Raw genomic sequence first — 17,668 nt, forward strand, 5'->3', positions numbered from 1 at the left:
TAGTCTTTGCATTGGTTGCCTTTTTTATTTATGTTAAAATACGGTGTTTGTTCAATTATAATAATTATTATTTAGGAGTTCGTTTTGAAAAAATTGGCAATTAATATTTTGTATATTTGTTTAACAGTTATATCAATTTGTCTTGGAGGTGTTTTTGCTTTTGCGTCATCTATTATCCTAGAAACCTTGGTTATTGAACTTTTTAGAATTTATGGTGATATCCCAGAAGTAATGGTGGTGTTGACATTCTTATGTTTCTTCATATTATTTTTTCAATTACTTCAAGACCTTAATTATGGAATTATTCATAAGATAGGATATTGGGCACGAGATACCCCAATGATTGAATCAAGAGGAATAAATTATCCTTACTTTTATGAAAAAAATGAACGTGATAAGGATATGGAAAAAAGTATAAATAAAGCAAAGTACCGCTATCGTTTCTTGGGTATCTTAGAAGGTGTATACGTATGTGTAATCTTAGAAATTATAGGTTGTCTTGTCTTATTTTTAATCAGTAAATTTAATATTGACTTGAGTCATATAAATCTCATTAGTAAGTTACTTGCTTTAGCAGCCTTTTTGGTAACTATCTGGCTATCTTTAAAATCATACAGTTTGATAATAGACAGATTAGAATTAAAAATAGCATATATAGAAAACGGAAGAACGTTCTTCTACAAAGATAAAAAACAACAGAAATGGTATTAATAAATTAAAAAGCTAATCGGTTAGGGGTTCCTAGCTGGTTAGTCTTTTTTTGTTTGTCTTAACATATAACATGATTTTTCACATGTATCAGATATGTTATATTTGATACATAATTATTTATATGATTTTTTTAGGAGGAAAATGATATGAAAATGAGTAAGTATATCCTATTAGGAACAACTATTTTATATTTAGCGAATCCTTTAGTAGCTTTAGCTGATGAAAATATTAAAAAAAATACAAGTAATGTTAGTAAAAACGAAGGTAATAATTTAAATGACTTGTCTGTTGCTAATAAATTTAGTACAGATGAGTCGGTTGATTCTTGGCTTCCAGATAAAAATTTACAAAAAGCTTTACTAGAAGTTATGAAGATATTCGAAGATAAGGATACGGGTAAGCCGATGCTTCCAGAAGACGCAACGGTTGATGAGATAACAAAAGAATTAGCGCAAAAAATTTATCAGGGTTCATATGATCAAGACTTTGGTTTACTTAAAAATAGGGGTATTAAAGACCTAACTGGGTTAAACTTTTTTCAAGGACTGTTTTATGAAGGTGGGGATTTATCAAACAATGAAATTGAGACAATTGATCCAATAATTGATGCAAGTCTGATTGGTTACAAGGGCTTTATGAATCTTGATGGTAATCACATTGTTGATGCTTCAAAAAGTGAAGATATAAATGCCTCACCTTTGTTAAATCAAACAAGAGATTATGGTGTAATTAATATTACGGGACCTAAGTATATTTTTAATAATCCCATTAAATTAGGTGAATATAGAGGTAATGTAAGCAAAGAAAATATTACTTCAATTAAAGTTGATGGTTCAAGCCAAGGAGAGTTTTTGGAGTCTAGCAATGCTTTTCAATTTAATGATTTAACCTATGGAAAACATTTTGTTGAGATCAAGTGGAGTGATGACACTATGGAGTCTAGGAACTTGTTCCCCTTATTTTCAGGAAAACTCACCTTTATTTTGAATTATATTCCACCTATGACTGGCAATGTCACTGTTTATTATCAGAATCTGAATGGCGGTAATATTGCCGATTCAGAAGTACTAAGCGGAAATGTTGGCGACGAGTACGAAACTAAGCAGAAGAAAATTGATGGATATACCTTTAAAGAAGTTCAAGGAAATCCAACCGGAAAGTTCACAGATCAAGAACAGACCGTAACTTATGTATATACGAAGGATCCGGTTAAAGGAGCAGATGTAACAGCTAAGTATGTTGATGAATCAGGCAAAGAAATTGCCCAGTCAGAAGTAAAAAGTGGAAACATTGGGGATAAGTACACAACTGAAAAGAAAGACATCAAAGGATACACTTTCAAAGAAGTCGAGGGAAGTATCACGGGAACATTGAGTGATAAAGCTCAAACTGTGACCTATATCTATGTCAAGAATGATGATTCAGAAAACCAAACTGATCCTAGTGAACCAGCTAAGCCAGATAATTCTGGAGATACTGATAATCCAGTAAATAACAGTGACTCAAATGATGCTGATAAGACTACAGATAGTAATTCAACAATTAAAAATGTTGTAAATAACGTAGTTGAAGGAGCAAAAACATTGTTGCCTAAGACGGCAGCAGAGAAGTTAACTCTTACTGGAGCGTTGGGTGCGGTAGTGGTTTCACTAGTTGGAATAATTATTTTTAATAAACGTAAGTAGAATAAATTAAAAAACCTACTGACTAGATTTATAGTTGGTAGGCTTTTTTGTGTTTTCTAATCATATAGAGTAAATCAATCTAAGCCAGGAGTTGTTAGTTGGGTGCTCGTATGGGTACTTGATTTATAAGTAATGCTCTAATTCTAATTGCGCCAATGCATTGCAGATTTTGGGAATTACTCCCGCCGCCTCCTTAAGTTAAAACTAATTAACGTAAAACAGGATGAACAAACGCCTATATATCAACGTTTTAAGTGATATGGCGCAAATTAGGATAGACTAAATTGCGTGGTAATATGCGTGGTTTTTGTGGTAAATGTGTTGTGTTTTGCGTGGTGTTTTTGATTAAAAATTAATGATTTGCCCGCTGGCATGTTCGCTTTGACTTAATTGTTGAAGCGATTTTTTTGAGAAATGAATGAGGAGATTAATAATGTTTGAATTTATAAAAGACGTTCCCGAATACATATCTGATAATATTATATTTTTAGCAATAATTTTTCAGTATTTTTTAATGTTTTGTTACCATGTATATATTAAGGTTCCATACAAAAGAAGGTTTACTCGAGGAGTTATATTTTTGATAACTGGAATTATATTAGCAATCATTGTTAAAACTTCTTTAGAAGGTAATAATTCAATTATTTCAGGAATTATTGCTATTTTCCCATTGTTCACAGTAAAAGGTTAAGACATAAGAGACGAGACGAAGTGGCGCCAAGATTTAAAGTCGTGGATTAGTAGTGCTTCAGGTAAATCAAAAGGAAAAATAGAATTAATAAGATTATTACGTGGAAGTGTAAGTCCTGAAGCTATTAGATTTGCTGAAAGCGGAGAACTTTCACTATCAGAATTAAACAATAAATCACAATGTATTATTATTAAGCCGGGTAACTCTTTAAAGTATAACGTTAAACAAAAAAATAAGGATAAAGAAGCTACGGAATTTATTGGGCACATTATTTCAAGATTGTATACAGAACCAGTGCTTAAATTTGAAAATAACCAATTGTCTAAAAAATATGGAAGAATTTCAGCAATTGATTTATATGTGGCCACTAAAGTATTAGATGACGATATTAGTATGAAGGACTTACTCGACGTGGTATCAGTCCTTTTAAAATATGACTGGGATTACGCAAATGAAAAGGCACCAATGTTTTATTGGAAACAAATTAGTAAACAAGATTCAAAGGATTGCTCAAACAATGCAGATAGTACGAGTGATGATAAGAATAAACAATAATAATTATTTATAAGTTTAGTATAGTATTTACTAAACTTTTTTATTTATACCCCCGCCCATTATTTAGGAAAAGAACCGAATCACAAATGGTGGCATTCCTTTCAAACAGTGCAGTTATTATTATTTTTCAAAATACCCCCCATCATAAGAAAATAACGTTTTGTTTACTTTGGGACACCGGGGGGAAAGGGTCTCGACTGTCTGAAATATAGTGAAAGCGTAGAGGTGTGGGGGTAACGCAGTTTAAATGTTGATATAACTAAATATAGTCAAAAAAATAACCGTCCAAAACGGGAGCTTTCCATCTGATTTGAGCGGAAAATATCCGTTTATATCCGGTTATATTTGTCTTTTTTAGTTATTTAAACATTATCACCCCCACCCATAGCCATTCATGTATCTCTAAAAAGTAAATTGTTTTTAAATCGTCGTTTGTGTCTATTTGGTAGCTTGTTTGTGGCTTCAATGGTACGCCTTAATATATCTCGGCAGTAATTCATCTGCTTATTATGATCGACTACTGATTCAATCTTATAAGGTTGTTCATTCATAATTAAACTATAATGTGCCATTAATGGAAATTGTAGCAGTTCTTTATTGAAAAAACATCTCACGTCTTTAATAACTTGCGTTTTATCTTTATTCATGGTCTACACCTCTTAAATCTTTAATTGGTGCAAAGTTTTCTGCAAAGATAAGGACAGATTGATTATAGACTACCTGCGCTCTTGATTTATGTAGTTCTAAGAGTGGTAACGTATCACGCCATGATTTACCCTTTAAGCAACGTAATTCAAAGACTAGCTTCTGTTTATCGTTCATAGTATCGCAGGCTTCAATAATGGTCTGTAATGCCTTAACGGCTTTACTGGTATCGTAACCTGGTAGAGTAGTGATAAACTCATCAGTAATAACTCTTTGATCCGTTTCTGTTAAACGTGCTTGAGCCATATTGCCAATGTATAGCACCGTTGTTTTAAAGAAGCGTTTAACGTTTTTAATTGTCTGTTTATCCATCTCACATCCTCCCATGTTATAATAAATTTGTTTATAAGATGCTTGAGTTACTGATAATTATTTAAGTATTGCGTGATCTGGCTTTAAGAGTAGTTTGGCGACTGCTCTTTTTTTATGGAAAGGGACTAAATATATGATTATCAGACAATATGAGAGTAGTGATCTAATTTCAATCGTAGATATATTTTTTAATGCAATTCATTCAATATATTCTCATTATTCAGTTGAACAATTGAAAGCATGGGGAAATTTAGATAGAAAAGATGAATTGATGTCAAAATGGAAATATGAACTACCAAGTACATATACATTAGTTGCTATTTTAGATGACCATATCGTTGGCTTTTCTAATATAAATAATGATGGATATATTGATCTAATGTATGTAAGCCCTGATTATCAAAATAAAAGAATAGCTACAACTTTACTAAAACGTTTGGAAAACCATGCCAGTAAAATAGGATTAAAAGAACTGACTGCAAATGCTAGTGCGATCGCAAAAAGTATGTTTATAAAACAAGGTTTTAAAATCATTTCCAAGCAATCAGTAATTAGATACAATGTAGAGCTATATAACTATAAAATGTATAAGAAGTTGTAAAAAAATATTTTCTAGGAATGATTTTCAAAAGTTATTTTTTGGGAAAAATTAATAAAACGACAATACTGTATCGTTTCTCTTAATGAACTGTACGGTGGGGGGCATTGTTAAATATTTATTAATATAACTATCTTAATTTATATTTTTAAGTCATAAATATGTGAGTAGTAGATGTGAGAATTGTACCAAAGATATGGCAAGTTGCTATGGTTATATTTTTGTCACTGACTTCCCTACAATATTCTAGGAAATAAGGAGGCTAAACTTATATATTCTTAGTCACCATGAAGACTGCAAAGAAGAAAATAACGGTTTTAAAGGAATTCAATTCGTATTGAATTCACTTAAATCTGATAAAATCAAATTCAAAAAACTTCAAAATATTTTAGATTATATAAAATATTTTGAACATAAAAATAACGCTAATGTTACCTTAGAAACAAAAATACTAGATTAGCGATTGAACAGGCGTAGTCCTAACTATGGTTGTGCAAATGTATCTATAAGTACGTTCGTTATTTTGAAGTGTACTTACCCACTTGTGGGCTTAGAAATTATTTAAATAAATCAGATGAAATGATAAAAGAATAGGTTTAGCATGACAAATCAGATTGCAAACGAAGAGCTTAGTGAAAATTAAATTGGTAGTTTACTTGAGATCTCAAAAAACAACATGTAATGGTAAAGAATGGCTTGGATATGATTTGATGGAAAAATTGAATATTGGTGATAAAATTTTCCAACTTATTAAAAGAGAAGTGATTGGATTGAGTGCAGTAACCGATACAGCAAAAATAATTCAATTGAAAGAAAATGGTGAGGTTAAAGATGTTTAGGAATTTTCTATTAAATATATTCGTCAAATTAAAGGTAAGAATATTGCTAGTCTTTGGGAGAGATTAAAAGTTTCTAGACCTGACCATGACTCGGTATTAAATTTAGATGGTGGAACTAATAGCGTATTTCTTACAAAGTCTCCTAATGCATGGGTGATAATAGTTGAAGAAACAATAGAGGTAAATAGTTACAAAAAAGTGCAACTTACTAAAATAAGTAACATATCTAATCCATTGTTAAAATCTGTGTAGGGGGATGTTACAGATTGCGTAATATATATTAAGCGTAATTATTTATGGTATACAGCAGGTTTTTTGTGTTTTACGTAAGTTTCGTAATGGCTCAAAAATAATAATAAATTCATCCCCTAATACAACGTTTACCGACTGCTGTATAAATTTGCAACTGTTATAAGTGAAGGGAATTAGATGCTTATTTGGTGAGCAAATACTTTGGTTTTTGCAATAACTTTCGGAAAAAGTATCGAAATGCCTTAAATAAGTTTATAGCTGTATTTTTCCTTAATAGACAACAGGGTAGTAGTCGGCTAGGTCATACGATTAGTGACTTTATAAAAAGGGATTTTCGATATGGACATAAATGACTAGCTAGATTGGCGGATTGACTCATCACGGCGAATGGTGCGTTCACCTTCCTTAAATGATATGGAATCAAGAATGTTTACAGCCTTAATAGAGAGAGTGACTTTTTACCATCTTTCCTAAAATATATATGTTGCATTATTTTAGTACGTCATACACATACTTTTTTCATTATCTCGGTGCAATAATTTGTAGGCAATTATAAGCAGTCTCCAGTTGGCTTAATATTAAGTTATCTATATTTTAGGAAGATAAAAATGAAAAGAACAGACATATTTTTATTCATATATTTATTGTTTTTTATGGTCATACTGCCTTTATGGATGGATTTTACGGATTATAGAGGCTTTTTTTATATTCGTGGCTATAACGAAATGAATGATTTTGGGAATAGTAGTCCTTTATTTTTGGGTATTATTTTATTGGCATATTTATCAATATTAATGATTGTCATTATTTTGTTTTGCCTATTAATTTTTAAATTTTTATATAGACAAAGGCACAGTGAAAAAACAAATTTTAATAATTGTTTTTTAATTATAAAATGAGTAAATCTTTTTACTTTTTGTTTTTTATCCCAAATTTATTATTATCTATTTATGCCATTTTGTTCTACATAATATCTGTTATATTTAACGATACTGGAGATTTTAGTGTACAAATATTGATCTGGTATATTTCATTTCCTGTATATGTATTGTTGCAGAGTTTCCTATCCATTTATGAATTAGTAACTCCCAACGATATATTCAGATGGAGAATTTTACTTGTACAACTCACATTGCTTCTCATTATAATTTTAATTACGACTTTTCATATAATGTAATTGAACGATCTAAACGTGTCGTTAAATTGCTGTTCTATTCAATACATAGCTAGCGTTCATGTCTGGAAAAGGCCTTTAAAATCAAGATTAATATAGGTATATACATTTATGAAACTAAAATATTTGAAGCGTGAACAATCTGAAAATATTTTAGTTAAGGTATCGCGTTCCTACTTCTTGGCAGTAGTGAGCGTTTTGATGTCTTTTTTCTTTTTCTCGTGGCGTTTACCAAGAGAATCAGTGTAGCGGACGCGGACAAAGTATGTCCCGTCAGATTGTTTTGTATAATTTTCCTTGCTTTGCATTCCGGATTGGGTCGGAAATTCATGAGTAAGCCGTTTAAAGCCGGTCTTAGATCTAGTGACTATTTTGAGTATTCTTCTTTGAATATACCCATGATTAAACTATCGTGATAGTGTCCCTCAGCAAAGAAGTGTTTTCTTAAACGACCTTCTTCTATGAAACCAATTTTTTTGTAAATATGTATAGCGGGGGAGTTATCAACATCGACGTATAAATATACTTTATGCATATTCAAAACATTGAATGCATAATCAAGACCTGCTTTCATTGCTTCTTGTGCGTATCCATGCCCTTGGTAGTTTGAATTAATGATAATCTGTATTTCAGTATTACGATGGAGTGAATCTATTTCCATTAACTCCACAACGCCTATAAACTGGGAATCTTCTTCCACAACAAAACGGCGTTCGGTTTGATCTAGAACATGTTTATCATAAAGAGTTTGTAATTCATCGAAAGAAGTATAGGCTTCTTCAAACCAAAGGGCCATAATTTTACGTGAATTTTCTTGATCATAAATATAGCTTAAGTCTGTTTTTTCTAATGGTCTGATTCTCATAATATGTATCCTCGAATATTTTGCTCAGTATATTGACGAAGTTTCAATCAACGATCTGATACAGTGTAATTACTAAAAAATATTTTTTAATTTTTACGTATATCCTTCTACTTTGGTCGGTGGAGAATATGCGTTTTTTATTTAATTAAGGCTAAAAGTTCATCTGTAGATGATTAGGTATAAGATGATAAATTGTAAATAATTTCATCCAGTTGGGAAATATCATCATCATTATCAAAGTCATCGTTTATTTTTGTTTCTTTATTTTTGTTTCTTTATTTTTGCTGTATAGAAGTAGCACAGGCATTGTTTATAATCGATATTAACATTGATGTTTTGTGAATGTCTAAATCATCAGCATATTACCTGTAACTATTTTGTCTATTTATATTATAGTAAAATTCAATCATAAGATTTTGATGGCTTATGTATGTATCTCCTGCCTAAGCAGGAGAGGGATTATTAATTCCAACGACTATTCTTTGACGGAAGAACCATTAAAATGAAGAACCAGATTGTACCAATCAGTGGAATTAAATCAATTAAAATCCACCAACCAGAACGATCAGTATCATGGAGTCGTCGAACTTTAACAGAAAGTGTAGCGATCCAAACAAGGAGAACTACAATATTTCGCCCCCAAGCAACTGTTAAGTCGCCAAAATTATAAATGCTATCAATTGAATGACCAGTAATTGCTTGAATAATAGCCAAGATGATACCACCTAAAATGTAATTGATGATTATAGGCCACCAGTAATCAGCACGGCCCGAAACACCTGAGAAATTAAAAATATTATCCCAAAATTTCTTATATGATTCAATCATGTAAGCCCCCGCGATATACAGCTTTTAACGTGGATCAGATTTGCACGTAATATTAATTTAGTTGTCCATTAAAATAGGCCATCTCAATCAATATGAAAACCCTAGAATCAATAACATTCATCTAACAAATGTGACCATTTATTAGTGGTTTGATGGGAATAAATCCGGCCATCAACCCACTTGGTAGTGAAAATTAATAAAATTAAACCGCAAATTCGATAGTGACCTAGGTTACTCCATTTTTTGTTTAGAATTAAAAAAATGGAGTGAAATTTATTGAAAATATTTATTAATAATTAAACTAACTTCTACGTAAAATTATGGTTTACAAGATAATATCTATATAACTCAATTTTTATCTGTAATAATTAATTTATTAAGATAAGCAGTATTGTAAATATAGCGGGTAGAGATTGAATGAAAAATATTTTTTTAGTAACCGTAAATGCACCATATATACCGACTACAGTAACGTAGGACATTAATAAAAATAAAATGGTTTTGAGTTGAGCACTTGGTACCATAATATTTGATAATAGAATGGTAATGGACAACATTCCGTTGTATATCCCTTGGTTTTTTAAAGCCGTTTGCGCGTAGTCGTTTTTTAAAAACGAGATTGGTAAGTTAAAGGCTTTAGATTGTATTTCAGGTTTGGCGAACATTTCAACTAGCATAAATCCGAAATGCTCTAAAGCAATGAAGGTGCTTAGGAATAAAATCATGTTGTTCTCCTATCTGATGGAATGTTTAATTACATCTGAAGATAAAGATTAAAAATATGCATATAGACACTAATATTAAGGATATTTCTAATAAATACATAAAAATTAAATTTGATAATTATAATTATTACACACATAAATATTTATAACAGAAAATATTGTATATTTTATCAATTTTTACATAATTTTAAATGCTAAAATGGAATGGTTCAAGTAAATGATAGAAGATTAATTTAATGTCCATCATGAAAAGTAATATCGCTTATATAAGCCATATATTAAACATAATAACTTAAGTTTAATACACAAATTTCTCACAAATATGTTGAAAAAAATTGCTAGAATTCAATATATTATAAGAAATGATGAGGTAGATTAATGAGACCAGTAAACAATATTAAGCGAAGTCACGCAGCGGTTATGACTGCATTAGTTATCAGTAGTACATTTTTTATTGATAATATCAAAGCTGAGACTGTGCCATTTAGTGAAGATGATAAATACAAAAAATCCAATAGTATCATTATTAATGATTTTAAGTTAGTTCCAACAGAGAAAGTAGGTGAAAAACAAGTAAATAATATCAATGTAATAGTTACTTTACCTGAAAATATTACATAATTTGATAAAATAAAGTTCGAAAATATTTATTTTGGGTTTAAGTTGAATTTGAATCAATCGGACGCATTACATCCCCGCAAAGTGTGGCTAAAAATTAGTGATCTTAACAAGCAATTAATTGAGTTGAATAAGTTAAATAAAGAATGGCATTTGGCTGTAGTGGATGATAATGTCAATGCTATAGTGAGTGCGAAAGATCTAGAACATGAGCGAATAAACAATGTTATTTCGATATCATAAAATTCAAGATATAACGAAGCAAGTAATTCTAAATGATTTAAACGTTAAAAGTAACATAATTAAAAGTGAATTATCTAAGGTTGATGATAATCAATTAAGTATTGATAAATATCAATTTAAAAATAAGGCGGAAAGCGTTGTACAAGAAATAGCAGATTTACAAGTATATTTGGAAAAAAACGTTGATGCGTTTATTACGACTAATGAATTAGGCAATCTAGAATTAAATGAGGGAGAAATCGAATTTAAGAAGGAAATTAATTCGGAACGTAGATTGAATTTAAAGGGGGAAGCTAAAAATTCGTTTGAAGAGTCAAAAGGAAAATTAGTTAGTCCGGAAAAAAATAAAACACAGTTAATAGAGCAATCAAACCAAAATACGGGACAAAATCAGTATGATGAAAGTTCAAGTTCCGTCAAACAACCAGATTTGAGTGAAAATAATTGGACAGATATTTGTAGTGATATCTTTAAGGAACTTAATTTATTGAGAGAAGAAACAGGAAAAATTACACAGAAATTCATTAGTCAATTAGGAGATAACATTAATGATAATTATCAAGTGTTAGCTAATAATATCAGTGCATTAGTGGATGATATTGTTCCTGACAATAAAGAAAATCACTTGGGGCCAAATATTCTGATAGAATCAAAAGACTCGGGAAAAATGAAGGATAGTCCAGATTTACTGGCAAAAAATTCTCTGAAAAACAATAAATTGATGCCTCAAAATGCACTTGCTGAAAATAATGTTAAACGTAATGTTTTGATGAAAGGACAGCAATCAAATGATATTTTTAATCAACCAATACCATTGAAGACAGTATCGTCACAAATAAATTTAAAGGAGAATTTAAATATAAATAAAAGGGGGCATGATAACAAAAATACAGAAACAGGCAAGGCTGATTTAGTCACAAAGATCGTAGAGATTAATACATCAGTAAAGGGGCCAAATCAATTAGAATCGAATCGAAAAATTAATCAGTCAAGAACGACTAATGAACGGGTAAGTCATATTGGACAAATAGTTAGAGACTCCCAGGATATTAAAAAGGGTGAATATCACAAAAGAGCGGTTTATTTACCTGAAACTAGAATAGCAAAAGATTTAAGCCTCAAAAACATGCTAAGTATTTTAGTATCTTTAATATTAGGGGGGGATTGCTGTCATTGTCCCATTTATCAAGCATTCAAACAGTAGACATTCTTTAATTAGAAGATCATGATATAGATTTAGTAAAATGATTTTCCATAGAATATTAGTTGGAATAAAAAAGCTTAAAGTAATTTGATCTTGATATCACAAATTATTTTAAGCTTTTTAATTTAATCATTTTAATTTTTTGTTTATTTTTTCAATATTTTCTTGAATTCGATCTAATCTAAATTTGTTGTTTTCTTGGTGGAAATTAACTGAGCGCTGTAATTCTTTAACAGTAGATTGTGCCTTGGGTAGTTCTTTTTTTAAGTCACTTTGTGCTTTTTTAAAATGAGAGTTAGAAACTTTAAGCTGGTTAAAAATAGCTTTACAACTTGCTATTTCCTTTTTTAAAAGATTGATTTTAAGCATAAATTAGCCCTCTAATTGTTCGATAATATTATTTGCAATTGTTTGATATTTAGCATTATCATACTGATCAGCATTACTAAATTCAGTGATATTAAAATTATCATCTTTATAACGAGGGACTAGATGAAAATGAGAATGAGGTACAACTTGACCAGCACCAGTTCCGTTATTTGAAAAAATATTAATACCGATAATATTTTGATTAGAGGCTTTTATGGCGCGTGCAATGAGGGGAAGTTTTGATAGTACCTGAGAAGCTGTTATATCATCATACTCAAAAATATCAGTTATATCTTTTTTGGGGATTAGAAGGGTATGACCTGGAGTAATTTGGGTGATATCTAAAAATGCTAAAGTATATTCATCTTCATAAATTTTAAAAGCTGGAATATCACCAGAGATAATTTTATCAAAAACATCAGTCATTATAGATCCTCCATGTTAGAAAAAAGTTTAATATAAACATATTGTATCATGTTAGAGACTTAAACTGTTTTAGATAATTGATTAATATTTTTACTTAATTTAATGAAATTAGATATTCAAATTAAAACTTCATATATAATATTCAAGTTGCAAGCATACTTAATCTTGATATTGTATTTTCAAAATTAAATTTTTTATATTAATCATTCAAGATCTTGTTATTATGAATAATTTTAGATATGATGAGATTTGCAGTTTAAAATCAATTTAGAGCGATTAAAAGTTAGAAAGTCTTTTTGCAAAATAGGCTAATGTTAAATTAAAAATATAATAATATGAGATAAAAATATCATTATATTTTCGCAGGCATAAGGAGGTGTAGGTAGAAATGCGATTAAGAAACAAAAAATGGGCGGATGCATGGTTGACGAATCACGACGAATTGGTGATTACCCAAGATCGAGCAACTGGACTTCAAGGTAATTGGATGAATATTTTCGCGCAAGAAGCGCCAATTCACGTGGAAGTGGGTACTGGTAAGGGACAATTTATAATCGGGATGGCTAAAAAATATCCTAACATCAATTTTATTGGTATGGAAATTCAAGAATCAGCCGTTGCAGTCGCTGCTCGTAAGGCTGATGAAGATGAAGAAGAACTACCCAATCTAAGGTTTATTTATGGTGATGGAGCAGGAGTTGAAACTTACTTCTCAAAGGGTGAAGTGAGTAAAATTTATTTAAACTTCTCAGATCCATGGCCAAAGACTAAGCATGAATCAAGAAGGTTGACCTATAAATCATTCATAGCAGGATACAAATCTGTTTTGCCAGATTCCGGAGAAATTGCGTTCAAAACAGACAATCGTGGATTATTTGAATACTCACTATATAGTTTTGCAAATTGTGGTGTTAAATTTGATCCTAAAGGTATTTCTCTAAATTTGCATGAAGATCTTGAAAAAATGAAAGACAATGTTGAAACAGAATATGAAGAGAAATTCTCTAACGCGGGATTCCCCATCTATCAATTTCTAGGACATTTTGAATAGTTAATTCATAACTTGAGACATTTTTTGTTTCAAGTTTTTTTATGTAATTTATATTGAATAATTATATAAGTGGATTTTTAAGATGTGCTTATATAAACATGATTGATTCAAATTTAACAAACAATATAAATTATAAATTTCATTACGGGTAGATAAAGTAAGAAGAATAGGGACATTTTTGTATTAAAAAAGAAAGATGTTTTTGTTGGCTAGGATTGCTCAAAAAAATGATTTATTTACAATAGTATGGTAATTTTTAATTTTTTATATTATAGTAAGCAGACATAAAGATCAAAAAATTAAAGAAAAGAGGATGAGTACGTGGTTACTTCAACAAAAGAAAAAACTAAATCTAAAAAGCGTACCACCACAAAACGAAAGAAAAATTTGGTGATTGTTGAATCACCTTCCAAAGCGAAAACGATTGAAAAATACTTAGGCTCAGGATATAAAGTCGTGGCCAGTATTGGGCATATTAGAGATTTGCCAAAGTCCCAAATGGGTGTTGATACCGAAAATGATTATAATCCTAAATATATTAATATTCGTGGTAAGGGTGATGTCATTAAAATCCTGAAGAAAGAAGCAAAGGCAGCTAAACATGTTTATCTTGCTTCTGACCCGGATCGCGAAGGAGAATCGATTGCTTGGCATTTAGCACATATTTTAGAATTGGATACTAATTCAGAAGAAAATCGGGTAGTATTCAACGAAATTACAAAAGATGCAGTTAAAGATGCATTTAAACGTCCTCGCCAATTGGATATGAATTTGGTGGATGCGCAACAAGCTCGGCGCATTCTTGATCGCTTGGTTGGTTATTCAATCTCGCCGCTTCTTTGGAAAAAAATTAAAAAGGGCTTGAGTGCTGGGCGAGTTCAATCAGGCGCATTAGGGTTGATTATTGATCGTGAAAATGAAATTCAGGCTTTTCAACCTGAAGAGTATTGGGAATTTCCATCTGAATTTAAAAAAGCTAATAAAAAATTTAAAGCTGGTTTTTATGGGCTAGACAATCAAAAAGTTAAACGAATTCCTGATAACGAAATGGTACAGTCGATTTTAAAACGTATTGATCAGAATTCAGAATTTACGGTAAGTGAAGTTGTTAAGAGTGAAGGTAAAAATAATCCAAGTCCATCTTTTACAACCTCCACCTTGCAGCAGGCTGCTAATACGCAGCTTAATTTTCAAACCAGACGAACGATGTCGACGGCGCAACAATTATATGAAGGAATTAATTTAGGCGGTAAAGACGGTTCGGTTGGACTCATCACATACATGCGTACTGATTCAACTCGAATCTCGTCAATTGCTAAAAATGATGCCGCTAAATTTATTCATGAAGAATATGGTAATGAATATGCGGCGACTAAACCCGTTCAAGGAAAGCTGCAAGAAGGAGCACAAGATGCGCATGAGGCAGTTCGCCCGACCTCAGTCTTTCGTACTCCAAAATCAATTAAAGATAAACTAACAAATGACCAATTTAAACTATATCAATTAATTTGGTCACGTTTTGTGGCATCACAAATGACCCCTGAAATAATTGATCGAGTCAGAGTAACATTAATTCAAAATGGAGTTATGTTTCGAGCAAATGGTGCTACTAGTAAGTTTGCGGGATACACGAAAGCTTATCCTGCCGCCAAAGCTAAAGACAATATCTTGCCTGAAATGGAAGAGGGAGACCTTGTTAAACTAGCTAAAATAAACCCCGAACAAAAGTTTACACAGCCGAAGCCACGGTATACTGAAGCGGCATTGGTAAAGGCCTTAGAAGAAGCCGGGGTAGGCCGTCCTTCAACTTACGCGGCTACGATTGAAACATTGAAATCACGTGCGTACGTGCGAATGGATGCTAAGAAATTTATCCCAACTGATATAGGTAAAATGGTTCAAGATGCCGTTCGAGCTTATTTTCCTGATGTTGCAGATCTACAATTTACCGCGCAAATTGAAGATGAGCTGGATAATGTTGAGACTGGAAATGAAAACTGGGTAAAAGTTGTTGATGAATTTTATCAACCGTTTAAAGTCGAATTGAACAAAGCAGAATCAGAGATGGAAAAGATTGTCGTTAAAGATAAATTAGCAGGTGAAAATTGTGAAATATGTGGTGCCCCGATGTTAGAACGTTTGGGACGATATGGAAAATTCTTTGCTTGTTCTCGTTTCCCTGATTGTCGAAATACGAAAACCATTGTTAAAGAAATTGGTTTAGTTTGTCCTAAATGTCATCAAGGACAAATTATTGAAAGAAAAACTAAACGCGGTCGAACTTTTTATGGTTGTTCTAGATATCCAGATTGTGAGTTTATTTCGTGGGATAAGCCAACAGAGAAGACTTTGGCCGACGGAACAACTCCAAAAGATGGTGAAGAAGTAACGAAAGCTAAGACTACGAAATCTAAAAAGACTACTAGTAAAAAAATGCCAAGAAGAAAGTAACGACTCGTAAAAAGGCAAATACCAAAAAATAATTTATTAGTATCAAATTGGCTATTAAAAATCAATTTACACATTTTTTGAACTGAGATAGTTGCTATCTCAGTTTTTTATTTAGGTAAAACGAGGATATTTACAATATTGATAAATTTGATAAAATTAAGTCAATGAAAGCGTTTTATGTATTATAGAGGGGTGAATAAATGCTGTATCTAGAGAATGAAAAAGTTCGTGTAGCAATTAATGAAATCGGGGCTGAATTAAGTAGCATATACTTAAAGGAAGATGAGACTGAGTATTTATGGCAAGCGAATTCAACTTTTTGGGGACGTCATGCCCCCCAACTATTCCCTATTGTTGGTCGGCTCAAGGAAAATAAGTATCAATTCAGTGGTGAAGAATACCAAATGAGCCAGCATGGATTTGCACGAGATAATATTTTTAATTGTATTGAAATTAAGGCGGATTTAATACAATTAAGGTTGATCGATTCGCCAGAAACACGTCAACAATATCCATTTAAATTCCAATTTGATGTAATATTTACTTTATCCAATTCAGGGGAGCTTGGTATTAAATATGTAGTGGAAAATATCGATCAAAAAGTAATTTACTTTGGTTTGGGAGGTCATCCAGGATTCAATATTCCACTTTCAGATCGAAAAAAATTTGAAGATTATCATTTGGAACTTCAACCGGATAAAGTATATCAACGTAAAATTTTAAATGGACCGTTTTTGGATGAAAAACAAACTACCGGTTTTGACGCAACTAAGTCATTTCCGTTAAAACGTGCTGATTTTAAAAACGATGCCATTATTCTTGATTTAGATAAGCAACCGATTAAAATCAAAATTATTGATGATGAGCAACAACACGGTGTTGTGTTATCAATTAAAAACGCTAAGTTTGCGGGAATTTGGACAAAGTATGATGTAGAAGCACCGTTTATTTGTATAGAACCTTGGTGGGGAATCGCTGATACAATCGATGCGACGGGTCAATTGGTTGATAAATTTTCGATTAACCAGTTAGATGTTGGGGCTCAATATCTTGGCGAATATTCCATTCAAGTTTTTTAAGTTGAATTTGATGCTAGATAGTAATTAGAAGGCAATTTCTAATTTTATTATTGGTCTATATTTGAATAGCAACATTAAAAAATACCATTTGAGAATGAAGACAGAAATAGAAAATGTGCATAGAAATAATTAGTACTTTTCAATGATAAAAGTGATAAACCGTAAATGTGATAAATAGCACGGCTTGTTTTGTAAGGCTTCGAGATTCGAAATTACTGATGAATATGAAAGTCGGCAAAGTTTCAAATGTGAAAAACTAGATAAAAGCGTTTAGTCATTTTGACTAA

Annotated in this window: 18 protein-coding genes; 12 read left to right on the forward strand and 6 right to left on the reverse strand. The window is 31.3% G+C overall.

The window, feature by feature from the left end:
• Nucleotides 1-84: 84 nt before the first annotated feature.
• The 4 genes from G7084_RS04075 (at nt 85) to G7084_RS04090 (ending at nt 3,642) form a co-directional block, all read left to right on the forward strand.
• Nucleotides 85-711: a hypothetical protein gene (locus tag G7084_RS04075; RefSeq protein WP_166010288.1), complete on the forward strand. Its 627-nt coding sequence runs from the start codon at nt 85-87 to the stop codon at nt 709-711.
• Between the two features lie 146 nt (nt 712-857).
• Entirely contained in the window at nt 858-2,396 is a 1,539-nt protein-coding gene (locus G7084_RS04080) for a MucBP domain-containing protein (protein WP_166010290.1), read from the forward strand.
• Nucleotides 2,397-2,829: 433 nt separating this feature from the next.
• Nucleotides 2,830-3,087: a hypothetical protein gene (locus G7084_RS04085; RefSeq protein WP_166010292.1), complete on the forward strand. Its 258-nt coding sequence runs from the start codon at nt 2,830-2,832 to the stop codon at nt 3,085-3,087.
• Nucleotides 3,088-3,381: 294 nt separating this feature from the next.
• Entirely contained in the window at nt 3,382-3,642 is a 261-nt protein-coding gene (locus tag G7084_RS04090) for a hypothetical protein (RefSeq protein ID WP_206212054.1), read from the forward strand.
• Between the two features lie 639 nt (nt 3,643-4,281).
• Here G7084_RS04090 and G7084_RS04095 read toward each other — a convergent pair.
• Nucleotides 4,282-4,659, reverse strand: a complete 378-nt coding sequence (locus tag G7084_RS04095; RefSeq protein ID WP_166010296.1) for a hypothetical protein — start codon at nt 4,657-4,659, stop codon at nt 4,282-4,284.
• Nucleotides 4,660-4,792: 133 nt separating this feature from the next.
• Here G7084_RS04095 and G7084_RS04100 point away from each other — a divergent pair, with 133 nt between their 5' ends.
• The 3 genes from G7084_RS04100 (at nt 4,793) to G7084_RS04110 (ending at nt 7,771) form a co-directional block, all read left to right on the forward strand.
• Nucleotides 4,793-5,260: a GNAT family N-acetyltransferase gene (locus G7084_RS04100; protein WP_166010298.1), complete on the forward strand. Its 468-nt coding sequence runs from the start codon at nt 4,793-4,795 to the stop codon at nt 5,258-5,260.
• Between the two features lie 629 nt (nt 5,261-5,889).
• Nucleotides 5,890-6,096 carry a hypothetical protein gene (locus tag G7084_RS04105; RefSeq protein ID WP_166010300.1) on the forward strand — a complete coding sequence of 69 codons (207 nt, stop codon included), beginning with the start codon at nt 5,890-5,892 and terminating at the stop codon, nt 6,094-6,096.
• A 1,537-nt stretch (nt 6,097-7,633) separates the two neighbouring features.
• On the forward strand, nt 7,634-7,771 hold the full coding sequence (locus tag G7084_RS04110; RefSeq protein WP_166010302.1) for a hypothetical protein: 138 nt from the start codon (nt 7,634-7,636) through the stop codon (nt 7,769-7,771).
• A 118-nt stretch (nt 7,772-7,889) separates the two neighbouring features.
• Here the strand turns inward: G7084_RS04110 and G7084_RS04115 are convergent, their stop codons facing one another.
• The 3 genes from G7084_RS04115 to G7084_RS04125 form a co-directional block, all read right to left on the reverse strand.
• Nucleotides 7,890-8,387, reverse strand: coding sequence for a GNAT family N-acetyltransferase (locus G7084_RS04115; protein WP_166010304.1), 498 nt, complete (start codon nt 8,385-8,387; stop codon nt 7,890-7,892).
• Nucleotides 8,388-8,849: 462 nt separating this feature from the next.
• Entirely contained in the window at nt 8,850-9,215 is a 366-nt protein-coding gene (locus G7084_RS04120) for a DUF805 domain-containing protein (protein WP_166010306.1), read from the reverse strand.
• Nucleotides 9,216-9,583: 368 nt separating this feature from the next.
• Complete coding sequence (locus G7084_RS04125) at nt 9,584-9,940, reverse strand: DUF1304 domain-containing protein (protein WP_166010308.1); 357 nt, start codon at nt 9,938-9,940, stop codon at nt 9,584-9,586.
• A gap of 378 nt (nt 9,941-10,318) precedes the next feature.
• On the opposite strand from G7084_RS04125, the gene G7084_RS04130 reads away from it, so the two are divergent.
• Together G7084_RS04130 and G7084_RS04135 are read left to right on the forward strand one after the other, a co-directional pair.
• Nucleotides 10,319-10,561: a hypothetical protein gene (locus G7084_RS04130; protein ID WP_166010310.1), complete on the forward strand. Its 243-nt coding sequence runs from the start codon at nt 10,319-10,321 to the stop codon at nt 10,559-10,561.
• Between the two features lie 220 nt (nt 10,562-10,781).
• A complete protein-coding gene (locus tag G7084_RS04135) occupies nt 10,782-12,005 on the forward strand; it encodes a hypothetical protein (protein WP_166010312.1) in 1,224 nt (407 codons plus the stop codon).
• Nucleotides 12,006-12,134: 129 nt separating this feature from the next.
• Here the strand turns inward: G7084_RS04135 and G7084_RS04140 are convergent, their stop codons facing one another.
• Both G7084_RS04140 and G7084_RS04145 read right to left on the reverse strand, forming a co-directional pair.
• The gene (locus tag G7084_RS04140) at nt 12,135-12,374 is read right to left on the reverse strand and encodes a hypothetical protein (protein ID WP_166010314.1); all 240 of its coding nucleotides are present in this window, start codon (nt 12,372-12,374) and stop codon (nt 12,135-12,137) included.
• 3 nt (nt 12,375-12,377) lie between these two features.
• Nucleotides 12,378-12,800, reverse strand: coding sequence for an HIT family protein (locus G7084_RS04145; RefSeq protein ID WP_166010316.1), 423 nt, complete (start codon nt 12,798-12,800; stop codon nt 12,378-12,380).
• Between the two features lie 388 nt (nt 12,801-13,188).
• On the opposite strand from G7084_RS04145, the gene trmB reads away from it, so the two are divergent.
• The 3 genes from trmB to G7084_RS04160 all read left to right on the forward strand — a co-directional run bounded on the left by trmB (nt 13,189) and on the right by G7084_RS04160 (nt 17,381).
• Nucleotides 13,189-13,851: a tRNA (guanosine(46)-N7)-methyltransferase TrmB gene (trmB, locus tag G7084_RS04150; protein ID WP_166010318.1), complete on the forward strand. Its 663-nt coding sequence runs from the start codon at nt 13,189-13,191 to the stop codon at nt 13,849-13,851.
• A gap of 321 nt (nt 13,852-14,172) precedes the next feature.
• Nucleotides 14,173-16,302 carry a type I DNA topoisomerase gene (gene topA / locus G7084_RS04155; RefSeq protein ID WP_166010320.1) on the forward strand — a complete coding sequence of 710 codons (2,130 nt, stop codon included), beginning with the start codon at nt 14,173-14,175 and terminating at the stop codon, nt 16,300-16,302.
• 200 nt (nt 16,303-16,502) lie between these two features.
• Complete coding sequence (locus G7084_RS04160; protein ID WP_166010322.1) at nt 16,503-17,381, forward strand: aldose 1-epimerase family protein; 879 nt, start codon at nt 16,503-16,505, stop codon at nt 17,379-17,381.
• Nucleotides 17,382-17,668 lie beyond the last annotated feature (287 nt).

It is taken from the genome of Weissella coleopterorum (genome assembly GCF_011304355.1).
Lineage (GTDB): Bacteria > Bacillota > Bacilli > Lactobacillales > Lactobacillaceae > Weissella > Weissella coleopterorum.